Origin of the sequence: Vibrio sp. ED002 (genome assembly GCF_023277445.1) — a bacterium.
Lineage (GTDB): Bacteria > Pseudomonadota > Gammaproteobacteria > Enterobacterales > Vibrionaceae > Vibrio > Vibrio jasicida.
The window spans coordinates 1,616,406-1,639,145 of the sequence record NZ_CP080238.1; the positions used below are offsets into that span (position 1 = coordinate 1,616,406).

Sequence of the window (22,740 nt, forward strand, 5' to 3'; positions counted from 1 at the left end):
TCTCTTTTATAAGTTTACTGCTGACTTGCTCGTTATTATTTTGGCTTAAAGCAACCAAGCGTCACTCGGTCGTTACCGCCGTAATCTTTTTCTGTCATCACTTGCTCGAAACCAAAGTTCGTCAGGATTTCGCGTACTGCATCACCTTGATCGTAACCATGCTCGAAAGCAAGCCATCCACCCTCTTGCAAATATTGACGAGCAAGATCGGAGATATATCGAATGTCCGCTAAGCCATTCTCGTCTGCAACAAGCGCAGATTTTGGCTCAAAACGCACATCACCTTGAGATAGGTGTGGGTCTTTTTCGTCGATATATGGTGGATTGGAGACAATTAAAGCAAACTTTGTTCCGCTGGCAATAGGTTCAAACCAGCTACCTTGGTCAAACGTCACATTTTTAATGTTTAGTTGCGCCGCGTTGTACTCTGCGAGCTCTTTTGCTTCTTGTTTTAAATCCACGCCCATCACTTGACGCGCTGGCATTTCAGACGCTAAAGCTAAGGCAATCGCTCCTGTGCCTGTACCAAGGTCAAGAATCGGCCCGGTCTGATCAAAGGTTTTATCTAGTGCGACTTCAACCAAACGTTCGGTATCTGGTCTTGGAATTAAGGTAGAAGGGGAGACTTTTAACGGCAAAGACCAGAACTCACGTTCACCAATGATGTAAGCCACTGGTTCACCTGCGATGCGTCTTTCTAACAACATCTCAAACTGAGCTTGTTGTTCCGCTTCTAATGCTCTTTCTGGCCAAGTGAGCAGGTAGCTTCTTGGTTTGCCTAGGACGTGACAAAGGAGGACAGCCGCATCGAGAGAAGGCGACTCTTTGCCGCCTTCTGTCAGAATTGCCGTTGCACTTTTCAGTGCTTGCTCAATCGATTGAACTTGGCTCATCGATTAGTTGTTCTCAGCTAGCGCCGCAAGTTGGTCTGCTTGGTGCTCTTGAACCACTGGTTCAATCAAGCTTTGCAGGTCACCTTCCATCACTTCGTTCAAACGGTAGATAGTTAGGTTAATGCGGTGGTCAGATACACGACCTTGCGGGTAGTTGTAAGTACGGATACGGTCACTACGATCACCAGAACCTAGTAGGTTACGACGTGTATCAGAGACTTCTGCAGCACGACGCTCTTCTTCTGCTTGAACGATACGAGCAGCAAGTACTGCCATCGCTTTCGCTTTGTTCTTATGCTGTGAACGCTCGTCTTGACACTCTACTACTGTACCTGTTGGTAAGTGGGTAATACGGATTGCAGAATCCGTGGTGTTGACGTGCTGACCACCCGCGCCAGATGCACGGAATGTATCAATCTTCAGATCGGCTGCTTTGATTTCTGGTAAGTCCGCTTCTGGGATCTCAGGCATCACTGCCACGGTACACGCTGAAGTGTGAACACGACCTTGAGATTCAGTCTCTGGTACACGTTGTACACGGTGACCACCTGATTCAAACTTAAGCACACCGTAAACGCCATCGCCGCTCACTTTCGCGATCATCTCTTTGTAGCCGCCTTGTTCTGAGTCATTGCTGCTCATCACTTCAACGCGCCATCCTTTCTTCTCAGCGAACTTAGAATACATGCGGAACAAGTTACCTGCGAAGATACCCGCTTCGTCACCACCTGCGCCCGCACGGATTTCTAAGAAACAGTTACGCTCGTCGTTTGGATCTTTTGGTAGCAATAAGATTTGAAGCTCGTCGGTAAGACGCTCAATCGCCTCTTTTGCTTCTTTGATCTCTTCTTGCGCCATTTCACGCATTTCTTCGTCGTCTTCGTTCGCCATCTCTTCAGCGGCTTCTAGATCTTCTTTTGCCTGCTGATACGCTTGGAAGCACTGAGTTACTTCTTCTAGCTGCGAGTACTCTTTTGATAGAGCACGGAATTTGTCCTGATCACCAATTACATCAGGATCACCAAGAAGATGTTGTACTTCTTCGTAACGTTCTACTAGCGTTTCTAGCTTAGTCAGAATAGAGGCTTTCATAGTGTCGTTTTCTTAATAAAAAGCGTGAGTTACAGATCATCCAAACCAAGGGTCTGGCGGATAACCGTTAATTTTGCTGGTTCGCCCTGCTCGGCCGCACTTTGCAATGCACGAGTAGGAGCGTGAATCAGTTTGTTGGTGAGTTTATTACTAAGCTCACGCAGGACCTTTTCAGGATCTGCGCCCGTTGCCAATGATTGTAGGCTCTTACTCAATAATTCTTCACGAATTTCGTTCGCCGATTTACGATAATCACGAATACTGTCGACCGCTTGCAGCGAGCGCATCCACGTCATGAATGCTGCACTTTCTTCGCTAACAATCGCTTCCGCTTGAATCGCTTCGACTTTACGTTGCTCAATGTTGTTATCGATGATCGACTGTAAGTCATCCACCGAATACAAGTAAGCATCGCTCAATTCACCGACTTGCGCTTCCACATCTCGTGGCACGGCGATATCTACAAGCAAGATTGGCTGGTGACGACGTTTTTTCAATGCCGTTTCCACCATGCCTTTACCGATGATAGGTAACGGACTCGCTGTTGAGCTAATTACGATATCCGCTCTTGGTAGATGGTCAGGAATTTCATTCAGGCTGATCACCTCAGCACCAAATTGCTCTGCCAATAACAATGCACGCTCTTTGGTTCGGTTAGCCACAATCATTTTCTTGCAGCCATTGGAGGCTAAGTGCTTCGCCACCAGTTCGATGGTTTCGCCTGCGCCCACCAACAACACCGTAGAATCAGAAAGTGATTCGAAGATGTGTTTTGCCAGTGTACAAGCAGCGTAAGCCACTGACACCGCATTACCACCAATATCAGTTTCAGTTCGAACACGTTTTGCGACAGAAAAAGTTTTTTGGAACAACTTATCAATCGACGTATCCACCGCCTGATGATCTCGGGAATCGGAAAACGCTTGTTTTACCTGACCCAAAATCTGAGGCTCACCAAGTACCAGTGAATCAAGGCCGCAAGAAACACGCATCAAGTGCTTAATCGCCGCTTGCTCTTCATGGACATAAAGGCTCGGCATCAAGTCTTCTTGATTAACTTGATGGAACTGGGCTAACCAGTCGATAAGCTTATTTCGCGCTCCTTGCTTTACGTCGCAGTACACTTCGGTACGGTTACAGGTTGAAACAATCACACAGCCATTAACGGCTTCATGGTCTCTGAGTTGCTCAAGTGCTGGGCCCAGTTTATCGGGCCCGAACGCCACTTTCTCTCGCAAGTCAACAGACGCTGTATTGTGATTGATTCCAATAGCAAGCAAGGACATCTAACGTGGTATCTCTGAGATCGGTTATAAAATAGGTTCAGAATTTTACTGTAAGCACGCATTTATTGAAAGGGTAAGCAGGATTTGTTTTCCTTCGTCTCTGTTTTCAGTGCTATAGTTGTGAGCGATTACCGATGAAACTGATTAATAAGCCATCAAACATGACCTTACGCTCCTTTCTCATCTTGCTCTTATCGAGCATAGTACTTGCAGGTTGTAGTTCTGTTCCTGAGAGTGTCACCAGTGTTGAGTGGCAAGCACATGAACAGCGACTAGAAACCATTGATAACTTTCAAGCCACGGGCAAGCTTGGCTACATTGGCCCCGACCAAAGGCAAAGTCTGAATTTTTTCTGGAAACACTCTTCCACCTTAAGCCAATTGCGCTTAACTACTCTACTTGGTCAAACCGCATTAAAACTCACGATTACACCACAAGGTGCGACTGTAGAAACCTATGACGACCAAGTACTTTCTGCGCGTAATGCCAATCAATTGATTTACCGATTAACGGGCTTAATGATGCCTGTTGATCACATGCCGGATTGGCTACTTGGCCTTCCAACGGATGCAGACTCCTTCCAACTCTCAGCGACCAATACCTTGCAAGCGCTGGACAAGCAGATTGGTATGAACGATTGGAACATTGCCTACCAACGGTATGGGGATGTGGCCTGGCACGAACAAGCGTTGCCATTACCGAACAAACTCAAGCTAAGTACTGCAGACGTAAAAATTAATTTAGTGATCACAAAATGGAACATCACCCAATGATCGAATTTTCAACCCGTTGGCCTTCACCAGCGAAATTGAATCTCTTTCTTTATATCAATGGCCGAACTGAAAACGGCTACCACGAATTACAAACCTTATTCCAATTCGTCGATCACGGCGATGAACTTAGCATCCAAGCGAATGGCTCTGGCGAGATCACAATTTCACCTGAAATTGAAGGTGTTCCTCTAAAAGACAACTTGATCTGGAAAGCCGCCACAGCATTGCAACGCTACGCTAATTGCTCATACGGTGCACATATCGATCTTCATAAGATCTTACCTATGGGCGGTGGTATTGGCGGAGGTTCATCTAATGCGGCAACGGCCTTAGTTGCGCTTAATTACCTATGGCAAACCCACTTAAGTGATGATGAATTAGCCGAAATCGGCCTTGCGCTTGGTGCTGATGTACCCGTTTTTGTGCGTGGCTTTGCAGCGTTTGCGGAAGGTGTTGGCGAGAAACTTTCGCCAGCTCATCCAGATGAGAAATGGTATTTGGTCGTTCGTCCAAATGTTTCCATTGCAACCGTCGACATATTCAGTCATCCGGATTTGACTCGAAACACGCCAAAACGCGATTTAGAAACGCTTTTAAACACGCCAAGCGTAAACGATTGCGAAAAAATTGTACGAATGCTCTACCCAGAGGTTGATAAGCAACTTTCATGGCTGCTACAATACGCGCCGTCAAGATTGACGGGGACAGGGTCTTGCGTTTTTGCTGAATTTTCAAGCAAAGCGGAAGCAAAAGCTATCCTTGCACAACTCTCTGATAATGTCTCGGCATTTGTCGCTCAAGGGCGCAATATCTCGCCACTAAAAGAGACTTTGGCTGAATACCAATCAGCCCAACACCGACCTATTTAAAACTGGACGCAAACCCGAGGTTTCCACCGTGCCTGATATGAAGCTATTTGCTGGTAACGCAACACCTGAACTAGCCCAACGTATTGCTGATCGTCTTTACATCTCTCTAGGTGATGCATCTGTTTCTCGCTTTTCTGATGGCGAAGTTGCAGTTCAAATCAACGAGAATGTTCGTGGTAGCGATGTTTTTATCATTCAATCCACTTGTGCACCGACTAACGACAACCTAATGGAATTGGTTGTTATGATTGATGCAATGCGCCGTGCTTCAGCAGGCCGTATCACTGCAGTTATTCCTTACTTCGGCTACGCTCGCCAAGATCGTCGTGTACGTTCTTCTCGTGTGCCAATTACTGCAAAAGTTGTTGCTGATTTCCTATCTAACGTTGGTGTTGACCGCGTTCTGACTATCGACCTACACGCTGAGCAAATCCAAGGCTTCTTCGATGTACCTGTTGATAACATCTTCGGTACGCCTGTACTGCTAGAAGATATGCAATCTCGTGGTCTAGAAAACCCAGTAGTGGTTTCTCCTGACCTAGGTGGCGTAGTTCGTGCTCGTGCAACAGCGAAAGCACTAGGCGACATCGACATCGCTATCGTTGACAAGCGTCGTCCACGTGCAAACGTTTCTGAAGTAATGAACCTAATCGGTGACGTTGAAGGTCGTGACTGTGTGATCGTTGATGACATGATCGATACAGGTGGCACACTATGTAAAGCAGCTGAAGCGCTAAAAGAGCGCGGTGCTAAGCGTGTATTCGCTTACGCAACTCACGCTGTTTTCTCTGGTAACGCTGCAGACAACATCAAGAACTCTGTTCTTGACCAAGTTATCGTAACTGACTCTATCTCTCTATCTAAAGAGATGGCTGCAACTGGCAAAGTGACCACACTAAGCCTATCTCGCATGCTAGCTGAAGCGATTCGTCGTATCAGCAACGAAGAGTCAATCTCTGCAATGTTCAACTAATACGAACATTTCAGTTAGACTGATTTTAAAAGCACCCCTCTTTGGGGTGTTTTTTTATTTGTATCGATAGGCAGAAAATCCCTTGGTCGCCCACTGTGAGAATTCTGTGCTATCATACTGCGCTTTTTGAGATTCCAGAGAGATCCTAACCTTGACTCAACCAATCAAACTTCTTGTTGGTCTTGCTAATCCGGGACCAGAATACGCCAAAACTCGCCACAATGCGGGCGCTTGGGTTGTAGAAGAATTAGCTCGCGTTCACAACGTTACCCTGAAGAACGAACCAAAGTTCTTTGGCCTAACCGGACGCATTATGGTCAATGGCCAGGATCTCCGTTTGCTCATCCCCACCACGTTTATGAATCTTTCTGGTAAAGCGATCGCGGCATTAGCGAAGTTTTATCAAATTAAACCAGAAGAGATCATGGTTGCTCATGACGAGCTAGACTTACCTCCAGGTGTCGCTAAGTTTAAGAAAGGTGGTGGTCACGGAGGTCACAATGGCCTACGTGATACGATTAGCAAAATGGGCAATAACAAAGATTTTTATCGTCTTCGTATCGGCATCGGCCATCCAGGACACAAAGATAAAGTGGCAGGTTTTGTACTAGGCAAAGCTCCAGCGAAAGAGCAAGAGCTACTAGACGCCGCAGCCGACGAGTCGGTTCGTTGTCTAGACATCCTAATAAAGGATGGCCTATCAAAAGCGCAAAATCGCCTCCACACGTTCAAAGCTGAATAAGGTTACTATCATGGGTTTTAAATGTGGCATCGTTGGTCTACCTAACGTTGGTAAATCAACTCTGTTTAACGCACTAACTAAAGCGGGTATTGAAGCAGCAAACTTCCCGTTCTGTACCATTGAACCAAACACTGGTGTGGTTCCTGTGCCAGATCTACGTCTAGACGCACTAGCGAAGATCGTTAACCCACAGAAAGTTCTGCCTACTACAATGGAATTCGTAGACATCGCTGGTCTCGTTGCTGGTGCATCACGCGGTGAAGGTCTAGGTAACAAATTCCTAGCGAACATCCGTGAAACTGACGCGATTGGTCACGTTGTACGTTGTTTTGAAAACGACAACATCGTTCACGTTGCTGGTAAAGTATCTCCAATCGAAGATATTGAAGTTATCAACCTTGAGCTAGCAATGGCTGACCTTGATGCTTGTGAGCGCGCGATTCAGCGTAACGCTAAAAAAGCAAAAGGCGGCGATAAAGACGCGAAATTCGAACTGACTGTGCTAGAGAAGCTACTTCCAGTTCTGACAGAAGGCGGCATGGCACGTACCGTTGAGCTTTCTAAAGAAGAGCTAGCAGCAGTAGGTTACCTAAACTTCCTGACGCTAAAACCGACTATGTACATCGCTAACGTGAACGAAGACGGTTTTGAAGATAACGCATACCTAAACGCTGTACGTGAGTACGCAGAAAAAGAAAACAACGTAGTTGTTCCAGTATGTGCGGCTATCGAATCAGAAATGGCTGAGCTAGAAGACGACGAGCGTGAAGAGTTCCTTGCAGATCTCGGTATCGAAGAACCTGGTCTAAACCGTGTAATTCGTGCGGGTTACGAACTGCTTAACCTACACACTTACTTCACCGCCGGCGTGAAAGAAGTTCGTGCTTGGACAATCCCTGTTGGTGCAAGCGCACCTAAAGCAGCTGGTAAAATCCACACTGACTTTGAAAAAGGCTTCATCCGTGCAGAAGTTGTCGGCTACGATGATTTCATCCAATTCAACGGTGAAAGCGGTGCGAAAGACGCGGGTAAATGGCGTCTAGAAGGTAAAGAATACATCGTTAAAGATGGTGATGTTGTACACTTCCGCTTCAATGTATAACTAAGTGAATGAATTTTAAACACTTCATTTACACAAAAAGCCAGCTAGCATGCTGGCTTTTTTTATACCTTTCATAAACAACACGAAATAAACTCCCTCGCTCCAAGCCAATTTATTTCCAGTTTTAGATCATAAACACGCCTCTTTGTTTAAAAAGGAAGCGAACGATGGATTTTGCGGGATTTATTGAAAAAAACTGTTGACGGATCTCACTCAACTTCGCATAATGCGCGCCGTTCCCGACAACAAGGCAACTTAGCGACGAGAACGGAAAACATGGTATTGGCTACGTAGCTCAGCTGGTTAGAGCACATCACTCATAATGATGGGGTCACAGGTTCGAATCCCGTCGTAGCCACCATTCCTAAACGTTCTTTTATTAGAATTGTTAGGAATAGATGCGGTCGTGGCGGAATTGGTAGACGCACCAGATTTAGGTTCTGGCGCCGCAAGGTGTGAGAGTTCAAGTCTCTCCGACCGCACCATGTATTAAGTGGTAGAAATACTACTGCCTGCAGGTCTATCGCCAAGCGGTAAGGCAGCGGCTTTTGATGCCGCCATTCCTTGGTTCGAATCCAGGTAGACCTGCCATTATTCCAAAGTGGGATTCCTTTAAGAAAAAGGGTTGTCACTTAGAGCGTGAAGGTTTATATTGTCTCGCTCAAAAAGATGGCTACGTAGCTCAGCTGGTTAGAGCACATCACTCATAATGATGGGGTCACAGGTTCGAATCCCGTCGTAGCCACCATTCTTTCTTAATGAAAGAAAAGTTATAACGATTAGTTTTTACCAATTAACTAATGGTTAATAGATTTCAAGATGCGGTCGTGGCGGAATTGGTAGACGCACCAGATTTAGGTTCTGGCGCCGCAAGGTGTGAGAGTTCAAGTCTCTCCGACCGCACCATCTTGAAACAACTTAAATAAATATATGCGGTCGTGGCGGAATTGGTAGACGCACCAGATTTAGGTTCTGGCGCCGCAAGGTGTGAGAGTTCAAGTCTCTCCGACCGCACCATATATTTATTGCCTGCAGGTCTATCGCCAAGCGGTAAGGCAGCGGCTTTTGATGCCGCCATTCCCTGGTTCGAATCCAGGTAGACCTGCCACTATTTTAATTATTGAGTTTACTCAGTAGTTATGCGGTCGTGGCGGAATTGGTAGACGCACCAGATTTAGGTTCTGGCGCCGCAAGGTGTGAGAGTTCAAGTCTCTCCGACCGCACCATTATTAAAGTCTCTTTTATTAGAGCACTGTAGGGCTATCGCCAAGCGGTAAGGCAGCGGCTTTTGATGCCGCCATTCCCTGGTTCGAATCCAGGTAGCCCTGCCATATTATTCCTTTAAAGGGACGTTATTGAGGTTTTACCAATTCTCTCGATAACAACAATTAAGATGCGGTCGTGGCGGAATTGGTAGACGCACCAGATTTAGGTTCTGGCGCCGCAAGGTGTGAGAGTTCAAGTCTCTCCGACCGCACCATCTTAATTAAAAGAATACATATGTTGCTAAAACATATTGTTGGCTACGTAGCTCAGCTGGTTAGAGCACATCACTCATAATGATGGGGTCACAGGTTCGAATCCCGTCGTAGCCACCATTTATTTTATTGTCTAGGTTTTACCAATTTCCTAGATGATTTAGAAAAGTCGCGGTCGTGGCGGAATTGGTAGACGCACCAGATTTAGGTTCTGGCGCCGCAAGGTGTGAGAGTTCAAGTCTCTCCGACCGCACCATACTTTTCTAATTTGATATGTCTTTTGACTATCACCCGTAGGTCTATCGCCAAGCGGTAAGGCAGCGGCTTTTGATGCCGCCATTCCCTGGTTCGAATCCAGGTAGACCTGCCATTATTCTCCCTTTAAAGGGACGTTATTGAGGTTTTACCAATTCTCTCGATAACAACAATTAAGATGCGGTCGTGGCGGAATTGGTAGACGCACCAGATTTAGGTTCTGGCGCCGCAAGGTGTGAGAGTTCAAGTCTCTCCGACCGCACCATCTTAATTAAAAGAATACATATGTTGTTAAAACATATTGTTGGCTACGTAGCTCAGCTGGTTAGAGCACATCACTCATAATGATGGGGTCACAGGTTCGAATCCCGTCGTAGCCACCATTTATTCAGATAAATAGTTTATACTTACGACTATTGATCAGAAGTATTAAAGCGCGGTCGTGGCGGAATTGGTAGACGCACCAGATTTAGGTTCTGGCGCCGCAAGGTGTGAGAGTTCAAGTCTCTCCGACCGCACCATACTTTCCTTGATTGGGAAGCACTTAGCTGAAAGACTAAGACCTGTAGGGCTATCGCCAAGCGGTAAGGCAGCGGCTTTTGATGCCGCCATTCCCTGGTTCGAATCCAGGTAGCCCTGCCATTACAAAACGTTGTTAAGGTTATACCAATTACCTTAGTAACTAAAAAAACACGATGCGGTCGTGGCGGAATTGGTAGACGCACCAGATTTAGGTTCTGGCGCCGCAAGGTGTGAGAGTTCAAGTCTCTCCGACCGCACCATACTTTCCTTAATTGGGAAGCACTTAGCTGAAAGACTAAGACCTGTAGGGCTATCGCCAAGCGGTAAGGCAGCGGCTTTTGATGCCGCCATTCCCTGGTTCGAATCCAGGTAGCCCTGCCATTACAAAACGTTGTTAAGGTTATGCCAATTACCTTAGTGACTAAAAAACACGATGCGGTCGTGGCGGAATTGGTAGACGCACCAGATTTAGGTTCTGGCGCCGCAAGGTGTGAGAGTTCAAGTCTCTCCGACCGCACCATGATTGAAAAACCCAGCATTAATTTGCTGGGTTTTTTCTTTTTTCCGATTCTGGACTCGGTAGATCTCTGATTTATCGAATTAAAAAAGCGAGCTCATGGCTCGCTTTTTTTCTATGTATTGCTTTTCTACCTGACGCATTGGGTATCCAGACTTACATACCCAATGCGTACTTCAATACTTGAGCTTTAATCGGCCCTGAGTTTTCCGCTAACTTTAATGCCGCATTACGAGCGAACTTCAGTGGCCCTAAATCATTACTAAAGCCTTTGTAGAACACATCCATGCCAGTTTGCATTAGTAAGTTATCTGGTCGACGAGCGCGCTCATACTTGGCGAGTAATGAATCATTAAGTTGCTCTTGCTGATCCGTCACTGAAAGCAGGACATCAACATCCTTGAAGCCAAGATTCACGCCTTGCCCAGCAAGTGGGTTAATTGTATGGGCAGAGTCGCCCACTAACACGCAATTCTTGCTTGAATAACTTTGAGCATGACGACGAGTCAGTGGGAATGAACCAAACTGTAAAACGTTGATATCACCCAATTCAGCTGGGAAGTGACGTAAGATCTCTTCTTTTAGCTGGGGTTTCGTCATCGCACACAATTGCTTAATACGTTTTGGTGAGTCATACCAAACCAGCGAACCCTGCCCCACTTCTTTACCATCTTCAGTTAATGAGCATAGCGGCAAGAACGAACGTGGACCTGACGGAGTAAATTGCTGCCAAGTGATGTCTTGTTGAGGAAGTTCGGTTTTCACGTTGATCAGCATGCAGTGTTGACGGTAATCCCATGCGGTTACGCCAATACCCGCCAATTGACGAACTTTTGAGTTCGCGCCATCGGCACCAATCACCCAGCTAGCTTCAAACTGCTCGCCACTTTCTAGTGTTACACGGTTAACCTCGGCAAATTCAATGTCTTTTAGTCGCTCTGGACACATTACCGTTAAGTTGTCGTATTGTGCGAAAGCTTGCCAAAGACCAAGTTGGATTAGTCGGTTTTCAACGATATAGCCTAGCTGCTCCAATGACAGTTCATCAGAGTGAAAACGAGTACGGCACTCTGGGTGTTCCCACGTTTCCAAACGACGATAAGGACACACTCGCATGCTCTCAATTGCTGACCACGCATCTAATGAATCAAGTAACTTTACTGATTGGTGTGAGATTGCTGAAACACGAATATCCAAGGCTTGAGAAGCTTCAAAAGCCTTAGGTTCAGCACCTTCCACAACCACAACACTTCTGCCCTGCTTAGCAAACCCGACAGCCATTGCTGCACCGACCATGCCGCCACCGATTACGGCGATATCATACTTGTTCATTTTTTGCTCTTCATCGTATTGATTATTTGGCGTTTTTTAATTGTACGTTCCACGGCTATTTTTACAAAATTCTTTAATACAAAACCTTGCTTCGTATGGGGTAAAAATCTAGATTTCATCAGGGTTTGCAGAGAATTCGTCAGATCACTAGTCAGGTGCTTTTTAAAGCAGTACAATACGCCGCTTACCGCCGAGATGGCGGCTATAATTTGAGCAATAGCTCTCCGATTTAAGTACAACTGAACGAGCGAAAGTGAGATGAGTAAGAAACTGCTAATTAAAACCTGGGGCTGCCAGATGAACGAATACGATTCATCAAAAATGGCCGACCTGCTTAATGCTGCAAACGGCTATGAGCTGACCGAAGAGCCAGAGGAAGCAGACGTACTTCTACTTAACACCTGTTCGATCCGTGAAAAGGCGCAAGAGAAAGTTTTCCACCAGCTTGGTCGTTGGAAAACACTAAAAGATAAAAAACCTGGCGTGGTTATCGGCGTTGGTGGTTGTGTAGCAACTCAAGAAGGCGATCACATTCGTCAACGTGCTCCATACGTTGACGTAATTTTTGGTCCACAAACCCTTCACCGTCTTCCTGAGATGATTAAGCAATCTCAATCGGATGAAGCACCAGTCATGGACATTTCATTCCCAGAGATCGAAAAATTCGACCGTCTACCAGAGCCTCGTGCTGAAGGTGCGACAGCGTTCGTTTCTATCATGGAAGGTTGTTCTAAGTACTGTACTTACTGTGTAGTACCGTACACTCGCGGTGAAGAAGTAAGCCGCCCAATGGATGACGTACTGTTCGAAATCGCACAACTAGCAGAACAAGGCGTCCGCGAAGTGAACCTACTGGGCCAAAACGTAAACGCGTACCGTGGTCCTATGCACGACGGTGAGATCTGTTCATTCGCAGAACTGCTTCGTTTGGTTGCGTCTATCGATGGTATTGATCGTATCCGCTTTACAACAAGCCATCCATTAGAGTTTACTGATGACATCATCGCAGTATACGAAGACACACCTGAGCTAGTAAGCTTCCTTCACCTACCAGTACAAAGTGGTAGTGACCGAGTGCTGACTATGATGAAACGTCCTCACACTGGCATCGAATACAAGTCGATCATCCGTAAGCTACGTAAAGCACGTCCTGATATCCAAATCAGTTCAGACTTTATCGTTGGTTTCCCTGGTGAAACAGACAAAGATTTCCAAGACACAATGAAGCTAATCAAAGACGTAGACTTTGACATGAGCTTCAGCTTTATCTTCTCTCCACGCCCAGGGACACCAGCGGCAGATTACCCTTGTGATCTATCAGAGCAAGTGAAGAAAGAGCGTCTATACGAGCTGCAACAAACCGTAAACACACAAGCAATGCGCTACTCTCGTCTAATGCTAGACACTGAGCAACGCGTTCTGGTTGAAGGTCCTTCTAAAAAGAACCTAATGGAGCTACGTGCTCGTACAGAAAACAACCGTGTAGTAAACTTTGAAGGTAGCGCAGACCTAATCGGTCAGTTCGTTGACGTGAAGATTACGGACGTATTTGCTAACTCGCTACGTGGTGAACTAGTACGTACAGAAAAAGACATGGACCTTCGTAGTGTGATTTCACCAATGCAAATGATGGCGAAAACACGTCGCGAAGATGAGCTAGGTGTAGCTACTTTTACGCCATAAGCTCGTACAAATAGCCATTGAGAGCCTGGTCGTTGTCAGGCTCTCGTTAAGTGGCATAAAATGAGAGGCAACATTGAGCAATAAAATCGTAACGCTAGAAATCAATCTAGAACCTTCAGACAACCGCCGACTTACAAGCCTGTGCGGTCCATTCGATGATAACATCAAGCATTTAGAACGTCGTTTAGGCGTTGAAATCAACCACCGTAGCGATCTTTTCACCATCGTGGGTAAACCTCATACCGCGGCAGCTGCGCTGGATATTCTCAAAACCCTATACGTAGAAACAGCACCCGTTCGTGGTGAAACACCTGACATTGAGCCAGAACAGATCCACCTGGCAATCAAAGAATCAGGTGTACTGGAACAGACGACAGAATCAACGTTCGAGCACGGCAAAGAAGTCTTCGTAAAAACCAAAAAAGGCGTGATCAAGCCGCGTACACCGAATCAAGGTCAATACTTGATGAACATGGTGACGCACGATATCACTTTCGGCATCGGTCCTGCGGGTACAGGTAAAACCTACCTCGCGGTTGCAGCAGCCGTTGACGCACTAGAGCGTCAAGAGATCCGTCGTATTCTATTAACTCGCCCTGCGGTTGAAGCAGGTGAGAAACTGGGCTTCCTACCTGGTGATTTGAGCCAGAAAGTCGACCCATACCTACGTCCTCTCTACGATGCCCTATTTGAAATGCTGGGTTTTGAGCGCGTAGAAAAGCTGATTGAACGTAACGTGATAGAGGTTGCGCCTCTTGCTTACATGCGTGGTCGTACTTTGAACGACGCTTTCATCATTCTTGATGAGAGTCAAAACACCACGGTTGAGCAAATGAAGATGTTCCTGACCCGTATCGGCTTCAACTCTCGTGCCGTTGTGACTGGTGACGTTACCCAGATTGACTTACCACGCGGTGCAAAATCAGGTCTTCGCCACGCAATTGAAGTACTGAGTGAAGTTGATGACATCAGCTTTAACTTCTTCCAAGCAGACGATGTCGTGCGCCACCCAGTGGTTGCTCGTATTGTTAATGCTTATGAGAAGTGGGAAGCGCAAGACCAAAAAGAGCGCAAAGAGTTTGAAAAACGCCGACGCGAAGAACGTGATGCTAAATTGCTAGAAGCAGCAAAAGCAGAGCTGAGTTCACAAGTCGCGGCGAGTAAGGAATAAACATGGCAATTGAACTTGATTTGCAACTGGCAGTCGAAAATGAAGAAGGTTTACCTTCTGAGCAAGATTTCCAATTGTGGCTAGATAAGACTATTCCTCTATTTCAGCCTCAAGCGGAACTGACGATTCGTATTGTCGACGAGCAAGAAAGTCACGAGCTAAACCACGAATACCGTGGTAAAGATAAGCCGACTAATGTGCTGTCTTTCCCATTCGAAGTACCACCTGGTATGGAAATGGATCTCCTAGGCGATTTGATAATCTGTCGCCAAGTAGTTGAAAAAGAGGCAATTGAGCAGAACAAGCCTCTACTAGCACATTGGGCGCATATGGTTGTACATGGCAGCTTGCATCTGCTAGGTTATGATCATATCGAGGATGATGAAGCTGAAGAGATGGAATCCCTCGAGACAGAAATCATGCAAGGCATGGGTTACGAAGACCCGTACATTGCTGAAAAAGAGTAACTTTGGTTGCTCGACAGGGAAAAGCGAACCATCTAGGTGCGACCTCGTGATCGCTTTTCTATGTGAGCTATCACACATCTGATAGCGTTACTTAATTGAGAAACAATGAACGAAGATAATTCTCCCTCTTCTAATGAAGGCAAGAAAGAAAAGGCAGAAGGTCCGAGTAGAAAGTCCTTCTTTGAACGTCTAGGTCAACTATTTCAAGGCGAACCAAAAGACCGCCAAGAGCTTGTGGATGTTATCCGCGACTCAGAAATCAACGACCTGATTGACCACGACACCCGCGACATGCTTGAAGGTGTTATGGAAATCTCTGAAATGCGCGTGCGTGACATCATGATCCCGCGTTCGCAAATGGTTACGGTTGAGCGCACAGACGATCTTGATACTTTGATCGCTCTAATTACTGATGCTCAACACTCTCGCTACCCTGTGATCAGCGAAGATAAAGACCATGTAGAAGGCATTCTATTAGCGAAGGACTTACTCAAATACTTGGGCTCAGGCAGTAACCCATTTGATATCGAAGAAGTAATTCGACAAGCAGTGGTTGTACCGGAAAGTAAACGTGTCGACCGCCTGCTAAAAGAATTCCGTGAAGAACGTTATCACATGGCGATTGTTGTCGACGAATTCGGTGGCGTTTCTGGTCTAGTAACAATCGAAGATATCCTTGAAGAAATCGTAGGGGATATTGAAGATGAGTTCGATGACGAAGAAGAAACCGATATCCGTAAGCTAAGCAAGCATACCTTTGCTGTCAGAGCTCTGACAACCATTGAAGAGTTTAATGAGACATTCGGTACCGACTTCAGCGATGAAGAAGTGGATACTGTAGGTGGTATGGTAATGACTGCCTTTGGTCACTTACCATCTCGTGGTGAGTTGGTCGAAATTGAAGGCTATAACTTCAAAGTCACCGCTGCCGATAACCGTCGTGTCATTCAACTCCAAGTGACGATTCCAGACGAAGAAACGCTGGTTGAAGCCACTCAAGAGTAACGCGATACCCTAACAACGGGAATATCAGAAAAATATAATGATGAATGTACTCTTTCATCGCCTAAAGCGGCCCTTAGTGGCCGCTTTTGTTGGCGCTTCCACTACCCTAGCATTTGCCCCTTACCAGTTATGGCCTATTGCCATACTCAGCCCTGCTATCCTTCTTATTCTTCTTGCAAACCAATCACCTAAGCGTGCACTTTGGATCGGTTATGCGTGGGGACTCGGCCAATTCTCCACCGGCGTTAGTTGGGTTTATGTCAGCATCGCTGGCTTTGGCGGGATGCCGCTCATTGCAAATCTATTTCTGATGGGTTTGCTGATTGCTTACTTATCGATTTACACCGGCCTATTCGCTTGGCTCAGCAATAAGTTCTTCCCACAACTTACTCTCACTAAAGCATTATTAGCCGCTCCTGCTCTGTGGTTAGTCACTGATTGGCTACGCGGTTGGGTGATGACCGGCTTTCCATGGTTGTGGCTGGGTTACAGCCAAATTGATGGCCCATTGGCCAGCTTCGCACCTATTGGTGGTGTTGAGCTCCTGACCTTATTCATACTAATGAGTGCTGGTTCTCTGGCTTACGCTTGGGTGCATAAGCAGTGGCTGATGGTCATTATCCCTGTGGTTTTGCTCAGCGCAGGTTTTGGCATCAGCCAATACGACTGGGTGACACCTCGTCCGGAAGACACAACCAAAGTCGCCTTAATCCAAGGTAATGTTGATCAGAACCTAAAATGGCTACCAAGCCAGCGCTGGCCAACCATCATGAAGTATGCCGACTTAACGCGTGAAAACTGGGATGCCGACATCATCGTTTGGCCTGAGGCTGCGATTCCGGCATTTGAAATCGAAGTCCCGTCGTTCTTGAGAAACATCGATGCTGCGGCGAAAATGAATAACAGCGCGATCATCACCGGCGTGGTTAACCAAGGAGAAGACGGCCAGTTCTACAACAGCATTCTCTCACTGGGTGTGAATCCATACGGCGATTACAGCTTTGATTTAGACAAACGCTATCACAAGCATCACTTACTTCCGTTTGGTGAATTTGTTCCATTTGAAGAGGTGTTACGTCCATTAGCGCCCTTCTTCAATTTACCGATGTCATCGTTCAGCCGTGGCGATTTCGTACAACCAAACATTGTGGCGAATGGTAAACATATGGACCCGGCTTTGTGTTACGAGATCATCTTTAGCGAACAAGTTCGTCAGAACGTCACAGACGATACTGACTTCATACTAACGCTATCAAATGATGCTTGGTTCGGTCACTCCATTGGTCCACTACAACATATGGAAATCGCACGCATGCGTGCATTGGAGCTTGGAAAACCGCTGATTCGTTCAACCAATAACGGTTTGACAGCTGTTACTGATCATAAAGGTAAGATCATCGAGCAAATCCCTCAGTTTGAGACAGCGGTATTGCGCGCAGAGTTGGTTCCGACAGACGGACAAACACCTTATCGCACCTTTGGTACTTGGCCATTATATATCTGGGCAGCACTGAGCCTTATATTGGCTTGGTGGTTACCAAGAAAACGCAAATAACATCAAAAAAAGAGGCTCTGGTAGCCTCTTTTTTATTGCTTTATTGCGTTGTATTTTTTGACTGCATGTTATGGCTTGAGAGATTGGCGACTAAAACCAGTATGATTACACTTGATGCATGGAATTATGACCGTTGGATGGTTGTAAGTGGTTTTATGACCACATTCATCACAGACCAATGTCCCGAGCCCGATGACTTCGCCCGCTTCATACAAGCCTTGATGCTCTAAATCATCGAACAACTCAACCCACTCAACTTTAGTTTTATCGGTAATATCCAGTAAACCTTGCCAGATTGAATCGGCAATGGTGAGATAAAAAGGCCCGCTTTTTCCTTCCTCATAGCTGTCGGAGAACTCTTTTAAATCGGCTTTTACGTAAGCTGAAATTAGTGAGAGCTCATCTTTGGTCATGTCGTTAGCGGCATCCACGACTTTGCCCGACGTTTCGAATACTTTGTTAACTTCATCCGGACTGTGCTTCAAGGTTTCCATCACATCCTCGAGCATTTCCTCATAACCTGCTTTACGTTTAGGCATAACTGACCTCCATCTTTCCACTACCAAGCGTCACTTCGAGGCGCATGGGTACTGATTGGCTATTGTTGTGATCCCTAGCTTTAGGTATTCTATGACGATCTATTTAAGTCTGTTCTAACCGAACTCACAAATTCCAAGATAACCGGATACCATCGATGCAAGAACAATACAATCCACAAGACCTTGAACAAAAAGTTCAAAAGCACTGGGATGACAACAAGACCTTTGTTGTAAGTGAAGACCCAAACAAAGAAAAATTCTACTGTCTATCCATGTTCCCATACCCAAGTGGTCGACTGCACATGGGTCACGTGCGCAACTACACCATCGGTGACGTAGTATCTCGTTTCCAACGCCTACAAGGCAAAAACGTAATGCAACCAATCGGTTGGGATGCATTTGGTCTACCTGCGGAAAACGCGGCAGTAAAAAACAACACTGCACCGGCGCCTTGGACTTACGAAAACATTGAATACATGAAGAACCAACTTAAGCTTCTTGGCTTTGGTTACGACTGGAATCGTGAATTCGCAACCTGTACGCCAGAGTACTACCGTTGGGAACAAGAGTTCTTCACTAAGCTTTACGAGAAAGGTCTGGTTTACAAGAAGACCTCTTCTGTTAACTGGTGTCCAAACGATCAAACTGTTCTTGCAAACGAACAGGTTGAAGACGGCTGTTGCTGGCGTTGTGATACTCCGGTAGAACAAAAAGAAATTCCACAGTGGTTTATTAAGATCACTGAATACGCTCAAGAGCTACTAGACGACCTAGACAAACTTGAAGGTTGGCCAGAAATGGTTAAGACCATGCAGCGTAACTGGATCGGTCGTTCTGAAGGCGTGGAACTCAAGTTTGAAGTTAACGGTCAACAAGATTTAGAAGTTTACACCACACGTCCAGACACGCTAATGGGTGTGACTTACGTTGGTATCGCAGCAGGTCACCCTCTTGCGGCTATCGCAGCTCAGAACAACCCAGAGCTAGCGTCATTCATCGAAGAATGTAAAAACACCAAAGTAGCAGAAGCTGAGCTTGCGACAATGGAGAAAAAAGGTATGGCTACTGGCCTTACTGCTATTCACCCATTGAACGGTCGTGAAGTGCCAGTTTACGTAGCAAACTTCGTACTGATGGACTACGGCACAGGCGCAGTCATGGCGGTTCCTGCACACGACCAACGTGACTACGAATTTGCAACGAAATACGGCCTAGACATCGTTCCTGTCATCAAACCGGTTGATGGCAGCGAACTAGACGTATCTGAAGCGGCATACACAGAGAAAGGTGTACTGTTCGATTCAGGTGAATTCGACGGCCTTGAATTCCAAGCGGCGTTCGATGCAATCGCAGCGAAGCTAGAAGCAGAAGGCAAAGGCACTAAGACAGTTAACTTCCGTCTACGTGACTGGGGGGTATCTCGTCAACGTTACTGGGGTGCACCAATCCCTATGGTAACCACTGAAGACGGCGAAGTTCACCCAGTACCCGCTGACCAACTACCCGTTATTCTTCCAGAAGACGTGGTAATGGACGGCGTAACAAGCCCAATCAAAGCTGACAAAGAATGGGCGAAGACAACATTCAACGGCGAACCTGCTCTACGTGAGACAGATACGTTCGATACGTTCATGGAGTCTTCTTGGTACTACGCACGTTACTGTTCACCACAAGCTGACGACATCCTAGATCCAGAAAAAGCAAACTACTGGCTACCGGTAGACCAGTACATCGGTGGTATCGAGCACGCTTGTATGCACCTACTGTACTCTCGCTTCTTCCACAAACTGCTACGTGACGCAGGCTACGTAACGTCTGACGAACCGTTCAAGCAACTGCTGTGTCAAGGCATGGTACTGGCTGACGCGTTCTACTTCGAGAACGAAAAAGGCGGTAAAGAGTGGGTTGCCCCAACAGATGTTGCTGTTGAACGTGACGGTAAAGGTCGTATCACTTCGGCGAAAGACAATGAAGGCCGTGATGTAACGCACTCAGGCATGATCAAAATGTCTAAGTCGAAAAACAACGGTATCGACCCTCAAGAAATGGTAGACAAGTACGGTGCTGACACGGTACGTCTATTCATGATGTTTGCTTCACCAGCAGACATGACCCTTGAATGGCAAGAGTCTGGCGTAGAAGGCGCTAACCGCTTCCTGAAACGTGTTTGGAAACTGGTTCACGCTCACGCTTCAAAAGGTGCAGCTGAGTCAGTTGATGCAACTGCACTTTCTGGTGACCAAAAAGCTCTGCGTCGCGATGTTCATAAGACTATCGCAAAAGTGACTGACGATATCGCTCGTCGTCAAACATTCAACACAGCAATTGCAGCGATCATGGAACTGATGAACAAGCTTGCGAAAGCGCCTCAAGAATCTGTACAAGACCGTGCAATCCTTGATGAAGCACTTAAAGCTGTGGTTGCAATGCTTTACCCAATCACTCCGCACATCTCATACGAACTATGGGCAGCGCTAGGTGAGGCAGACATCGACAACGCGGCATGGCCAACGTTTGATGAGAAAGCTCTGGTTGAAGACGAGAAAACTATCGTTGTGATGATCAACGGTAAACTACGTGCGAAGCTAACCGTTGCTGCTGACGCTTCAGAAGAGCAAGTTCGTGAGCTTGGTCTAAACGACGAGAACGCGAAGAAGTTCCTAGATGGTCTAACTATCCGTAAAGTGATTTACGTACCAGGTAAACTATTGAACATCGTTGCAAACTAGCCGCTCGTTACCAACGAAATGCAGCTTGCAAGAACTCAACGTCGAGCGAACTGATTCGTTCGGCATGAGTTTTCTAACAGGGTGAGTCCTCACCCTGTTTATTTACCTCAAACCATTCACGATGAGTGGTTTCAGGTAAATAACCCCTTAAATTTAGGATGAATACAATCAATGCGCTTTTTCTCTTTGATTAAACTACCAGTGGTATTGGTATTAGCGGGGCTTCTTTCTGCCTGTGGTTTTCACCTTCGTGGCGAGTATTCCGTTCCGGAAGAACTGCACACCATGTCATTCACTAGCTATGATGAATACAGTCCTTTGACTCGATATGTACGAGCTCAACTTGAACTGAATAAAGTGGACTTGGTACAGCCTTCTGCTAACACACCAAACCTACACCTAATTGAAGCGACCATTGACGAACGTACGCTGTCGCTGTATCAAAACAGTCGTGCTGCAGAAAAAGAGCTGACCTATGTAGTGCAATACCGCGTTACAATTCCTGAGTTCGGTTCCAAAGCCTTCACGACAACAGTAAACCGTAACTATCTTGATAACCCACTCACTGCCCTAGCTAAGTCAGTAGAGCGCGACGTTATCGAAGATGAAATGCGTCAGCAAGCCGCAAGCCAAATGATGCGTCAGCTAGGTCGAGTTCGTGCAGAGTACGAACAAGGCCATATTACCCCTGATGCGACAAACACTAACGACAACAAAACTGACTCTTAATCAAAATGCGAATTTATGCCGATAAGCTGGCCGACCATTTAGCAAAACACGTAAAGCAGGTTTATCTAATTTTCGGTAATGAACCCTTATTGATTCAAGAAAGCCGACAAGCGATTCAGCACACCGCGCGCCAGCACGGTTTTGAAGAAAGACATCGCTTTGCTGTGGATGCGAGTCTAGATTGGAACCAAGTTTACGACTGTTTCCAAGCATTGAGTTTGTTTTCAAGCCGTCAGTTAATTGAATTAGAGTTACCAGAAGCCGGCGCAAACGCAGCGATCAGTAAAGAGCTAGTCAGCCTATGCGAAATGCTGCATGACGATATCATGTTAGTCGTCATTGGCAGCAAACTTACCAAAGCACAAGAAAACGCAAAATGGTTTAAAGCCCTGAGTGCAAAGGGTGATTGGGTGAGTTGCTTAACGCCCGATTTACAACGCTTACCCATGTTTGTGCAAACTCGCTGCCGTGCCCTTGGTCTAAAGGCGGACCAACAATCACTGCAAGTATTGGCACAATGGCATGAAGGTAATTTGTTTGCGCTCTCACAAAGCTTAGAGAAACTTGCTCTAATCTACCCAGATGGTGAGTTAACTGTGGTGCGATTGGAAGCAGCCTTAAGTCGCCATAACCACTTTACGACCTTCCACTGGATCGACGCTCTGTTAGCGGGTAAAGCCAATCGTGCACAACGTATACTGCGTCAATTAGAAGCGGAAGGCGTCGAAACCATCATTCTGATCCGCAGTGTACAGAAAGAGTTTAATCAACTGCTGAACATGCACCGCGACTTAACCCAAATGGGTATGATCCAGGTATTTGAAAAGCATCGTGTGTGGCAAAACAAACGCCCATTTTACAACGCAGCTTTGACACGTCTGTCAACAAGCCGCATTTGTGCGCTTTTATCTCTTTTGGCTCACGCCGAGATAAAAGCGAAAACCCAATATGAAGAATCTGTGTGGCCAACGATTCACCAATTGAGCTTAGAAACCTGTTCACCTGATATTAAGCTGGCAATTTAGAAT

General features: G+C 46.3%; 18 protein-coding genes and 20 tRNA genes. 33 read left to right on the forward strand and 5 right to left on the reverse strand.

Annotated elements, in window-relative coordinates; all coding sequences use genetic code 11:
• Positions 1-35 precede the first annotated feature (35 nt).
• From prmC to hemA, 3 genes are read right to left on the reverse strand one after another with little or no spacing between them, the layout of a single operon-like run.
• Complete coding sequence (gene prmC / locus ITG12_RS07425; RefSeq protein WP_038872804.1) at positions 36-893, reverse strand: peptide chain release factor N(5)-glutamine methyltransferase; 858 nt, start codon at positions 891-893, stop codon at positions 36-38.
• A 3-nt stretch (positions 894-896) separates the two neighbouring features.
• Complete coding sequence (gene prfA / locus ITG12_RS07430; RefSeq protein ID WP_038872803.1) at positions 897-1,985, reverse strand: peptide chain release factor 1; 1,089 nt, start codon at positions 1,983-1,985, stop codon at positions 897-899.
• 29 nt (positions 1,986-2,014) lie between these two features.
• The gene (hemA, locus tag ITG12_RS07435; protein ID WP_248873914.1) at positions 2,015-3,271 is read right to left on the reverse strand and encodes a glutamyl-tRNA reductase; all 1,257 of its coding nucleotides are present in this window, start codon (positions 3,269-3,271) and stop codon (positions 2,015-2,017) included.
• 134 nt (positions 3,272-3,405) lie between these two features.
• Between hemA and lolB the strand changes: the two genes are divergently transcribed.
• From lolB to ITG12_RS07560, 25 genes are all read left to right on the forward strand, one after another.
• A complete protein-coding gene (gene lolB, locus ITG12_RS07440) occupies positions 3,406-4,044 on the forward strand; it encodes a lipoprotein insertase outer membrane protein LolB (protein WP_080774326.1) in 639 nt (212 codons plus the stop codon).
• Entirely contained in the window at positions 4,041-4,913 is an 873-nt protein-coding gene (ispE, locus tag ITG12_RS07445; RefSeq protein WP_042601478.1) for a 4-(cytidine 5'-diphospho)-2-C-methyl-D-erythritol kinase, read from the forward strand. The genes lolB and ispE overlap by 4 nt, the downstream gene beginning before the upstream one ends.
• A gap of 28 nt (positions 4,914-4,941) precedes the next feature.
• Complete coding sequence (locus ITG12_RS07450; protein ID WP_010446481.1) at positions 4,942-5,886, forward strand: ribose-phosphate pyrophosphokinase; 945 nt, start codon at positions 4,942-4,944, stop codon at positions 5,884-5,886.
• A 151-nt stretch (positions 5,887-6,037) separates the two neighbouring features.
• Positions 6,038-6,628 carry an aminoacyl-tRNA hydrolase gene (pth, locus tag ITG12_RS07455; protein ID WP_038872796.1) on the forward strand — a complete coding sequence of 197 codons (591 nt, stop codon included), beginning with the start codon at positions 6,038-6,040 and terminating at the stop codon, positions 6,626-6,628.
• A 10-nt stretch (positions 6,629-6,638) separates the two neighbouring features.
• Positions 6,639-7,730 carry a redox-regulated ATPase YchF gene (gene ychF, locus ITG12_RS07460; RefSeq protein WP_248873915.1) on the forward strand — a complete coding sequence of 364 codons (1,092 nt, stop codon included), beginning with the start codon at positions 6,639-6,641 and terminating at the stop codon, positions 7,728-7,730.
• A gap of 284 nt (positions 7,731-8,014) precedes the next feature.
• Positions 8,015-8,091: transfer RNA gene (locus tag ITG12_RS07465), tRNA-Met, on the forward strand.
• 39 nt (positions 8,092-8,130) lie between these two features.
• Positions 8,131-8,215, forward strand: a tRNA-Leu gene (locus ITG12_RS07470).
• A gap of 31 nt (positions 8,216-8,246) precedes the next feature.
• Positions 8,247-8,321: transfer RNA gene (locus ITG12_RS07475), tRNA-Gln, on the forward strand.
• An 80-nt stretch (positions 8,322-8,401) separates the two neighbouring features.
• Positions 8,402-8,478, forward strand: a tRNA-Met gene (locus tag ITG12_RS07480).
• Between the two features lie 73 nt (positions 8,479-8,551).
• Positions 8,552-8,636 (forward strand) — tRNA-Leu (locus ITG12_RS07485).
• 26 nt (positions 8,637-8,662) lie between these two features.
• Positions 8,663-8,747: transfer RNA gene (locus tag ITG12_RS07490), tRNA-Leu, on the forward strand.
• Between the two features lie 16 nt (positions 8,748-8,763).
• A tRNA-Gln gene (locus ITG12_RS07495) sits at positions 8,764-8,838 on the forward strand.
• A gap of 33 nt (positions 8,839-8,871) precedes the next feature.
• Positions 8,872-8,956, forward strand: a tRNA-Leu gene (locus ITG12_RS07500).
• Between the two features lie 30 nt (positions 8,957-8,986).
• Positions 8,987-9,061, forward strand: a tRNA-Gln gene (locus ITG12_RS07505).
• Positions 9,062-9,125: 64 nt separating this feature from the next.
• A tRNA-Leu gene (locus tag ITG12_RS07510) sits at positions 9,126-9,210 on the forward strand.
• 41 nt (positions 9,211-9,251) lie between these two features.
• A tRNA-Met gene (locus ITG12_RS07515) sits at positions 9,252-9,328 on the forward strand.
• Positions 9,329-9,379: 51 nt separating this feature from the next.
• Positions 9,380-9,464, forward strand: a tRNA-Leu gene (locus tag ITG12_RS07520).
• Positions 9,465-9,503: 39 nt separating this feature from the next.
• Positions 9,504-9,578: transfer RNA gene (locus ITG12_RS07525), tRNA-Gln, on the forward strand.
• Positions 9,579-9,643: 65 nt separating this feature from the next.
• Positions 9,644-9,728 (forward strand) — tRNA-Leu (locus ITG12_RS07530).
• A gap of 41 nt (positions 9,729-9,769) precedes the next feature.
• Positions 9,770-9,846 (forward strand) — tRNA-Met (locus ITG12_RS07535).
• A gap of 53 nt (positions 9,847-9,899) precedes the next feature.
• A tRNA-Leu gene (locus ITG12_RS07540) sits at positions 9,900-9,984 on the forward strand.
• A 46-nt stretch (positions 9,985-10,030) separates the two neighbouring features.
• Positions 10,031-10,105, forward strand: a tRNA-Gln gene (locus ITG12_RS07545).
• Between the two features lie 55 nt (positions 10,106-10,160).
• A tRNA-Leu gene (locus ITG12_RS07550) sits at positions 10,161-10,245 on the forward strand.
• 46 nt (positions 10,246-10,291) lie between these two features.
• Positions 10,292-10,366 (forward strand) — tRNA-Gln (locus ITG12_RS07555).
• Positions 10,367-10,420: 54 nt separating this feature from the next.
• Positions 10,421-10,505: transfer RNA gene (locus tag ITG12_RS07560), tRNA-Leu, on the forward strand.
• 153 nt (positions 10,506-10,658) lie between these two features.
• Here the strand turns inward: ITG12_RS07560 and ITG12_RS07565 are convergent.
• Positions 10,659-11,834, reverse strand: coding sequence for a 2-octaprenyl-3-methyl-6-methoxy-1,4-benzoquinol hydroxylase (locus ITG12_RS07565; RefSeq protein ID WP_248873916.1), 1,176 nt, complete (start codon positions 11,832-11,834; stop codon positions 10,659-10,661).
• Positions 11,835-12,092: 258 nt separating this feature from the next.
• Between ITG12_RS07565 and miaB the strand changes: the two genes are divergently transcribed.
• The 5 genes from miaB (at position 12,093) to lnt (ending at position 17,715) form a co-directional block, all read left to right on the forward strand.
• The gene (gene miaB / locus ITG12_RS07570) at positions 12,093-13,517 is read left to right on the forward strand and encodes a tRNA (N6-isopentenyl adenosine(37)-C2)-methylthiotransferase MiaB (protein WP_038873822.1); all 1,425 of its coding nucleotides are present in this window, start codon (positions 12,093-12,095) and stop codon (positions 13,515-13,517) included.
• A 73-nt stretch (positions 13,518-13,590) separates the two neighbouring features.
• Positions 13,591-14,688 carry a PhoH family protein gene (locus tag ITG12_RS07575; RefSeq protein ID WP_248873917.1) on the forward strand — a complete coding sequence of 366 codons (1,098 nt, stop codon included), beginning with the start codon at positions 13,591-13,593 and terminating at the stop codon, positions 14,686-14,688.
• Between the two features lie 2 nt (positions 14,689-14,690).
• Positions 14,691-15,155: an rRNA maturation RNase YbeY gene (gene ybeY / locus ITG12_RS07580; protein WP_038875833.1), complete on the forward strand. Its 465-nt coding sequence runs from the start codon at positions 14,691-14,693 to the stop codon at positions 15,153-15,155.
• A 105-nt stretch (positions 15,156-15,260) separates the two neighbouring features.
• The gene (corC, locus tag ITG12_RS07585; RefSeq protein ID WP_038873816.1) at positions 15,261-16,160 is read left to right on the forward strand and encodes a CNNM family magnesium/cobalt transport protein CorC; all 900 of its coding nucleotides are present in this window, start codon (positions 15,261-15,263) and stop codon (positions 16,158-16,160) included.
• A 37-nt stretch (positions 16,161-16,197) separates the two neighbouring features.
• On the forward strand, positions 16,198-17,715 hold the full coding sequence (lnt, locus tag ITG12_RS07590; RefSeq protein WP_038873814.1) for an apolipoprotein N-acyltransferase: 1,518 nt from the start codon (positions 16,198-16,200) through the stop codon (positions 17,713-17,715).
• 68 nt (positions 17,716-17,783) lie between these two features.
• Here the strand turns inward: lnt and ITG12_RS07595 are convergent, their stop codons facing one another.
• Positions 17,784-18,254, reverse strand: coding sequence for a zinc ribbon-containing protein (locus ITG12_RS07595; protein WP_038873812.1), 471 nt, complete (start codon positions 18,252-18,254; stop codon positions 17,784-17,786).
• Positions 18,255-18,409: 155 nt separating this feature from the next.
• On the opposite strand from ITG12_RS07595, the gene leuS reads away from it, so the two are divergent.
• From leuS to holA, 3 genes are all read left to right on the forward strand, one after another.
• Entirely contained in the window at positions 18,410-20,983 is a 2,574-nt protein-coding gene (gene leuS / locus ITG12_RS07600) for a leucine--tRNA ligase (RefSeq protein ID WP_038875830.1), read from the forward strand.
• Between the two features lie 171 nt (positions 20,984-21,154).
• Positions 21,155-21,712 (forward strand): LPS assembly lipoprotein LptE, encoded by a 558-nt coding sequence (lptE, locus tag ITG12_RS07605; protein WP_038873808.1) that lies wholly within the window; start codon positions 21,155-21,157, stop codon positions 21,710-21,712.
• Between the two features lie 5 nt (positions 21,713-21,717).
• Positions 21,718-22,737 carry a DNA polymerase III subunit delta gene (holA, locus tag ITG12_RS07610; protein ID WP_038873805.1) on the forward strand — a complete coding sequence of 340 codons (1,020 nt, stop codon included), beginning with the start codon at positions 21,718-21,720 and terminating at the stop codon, positions 22,735-22,737.
• Positions 22,738-22,740: the final 3 nt, after the last annotated feature.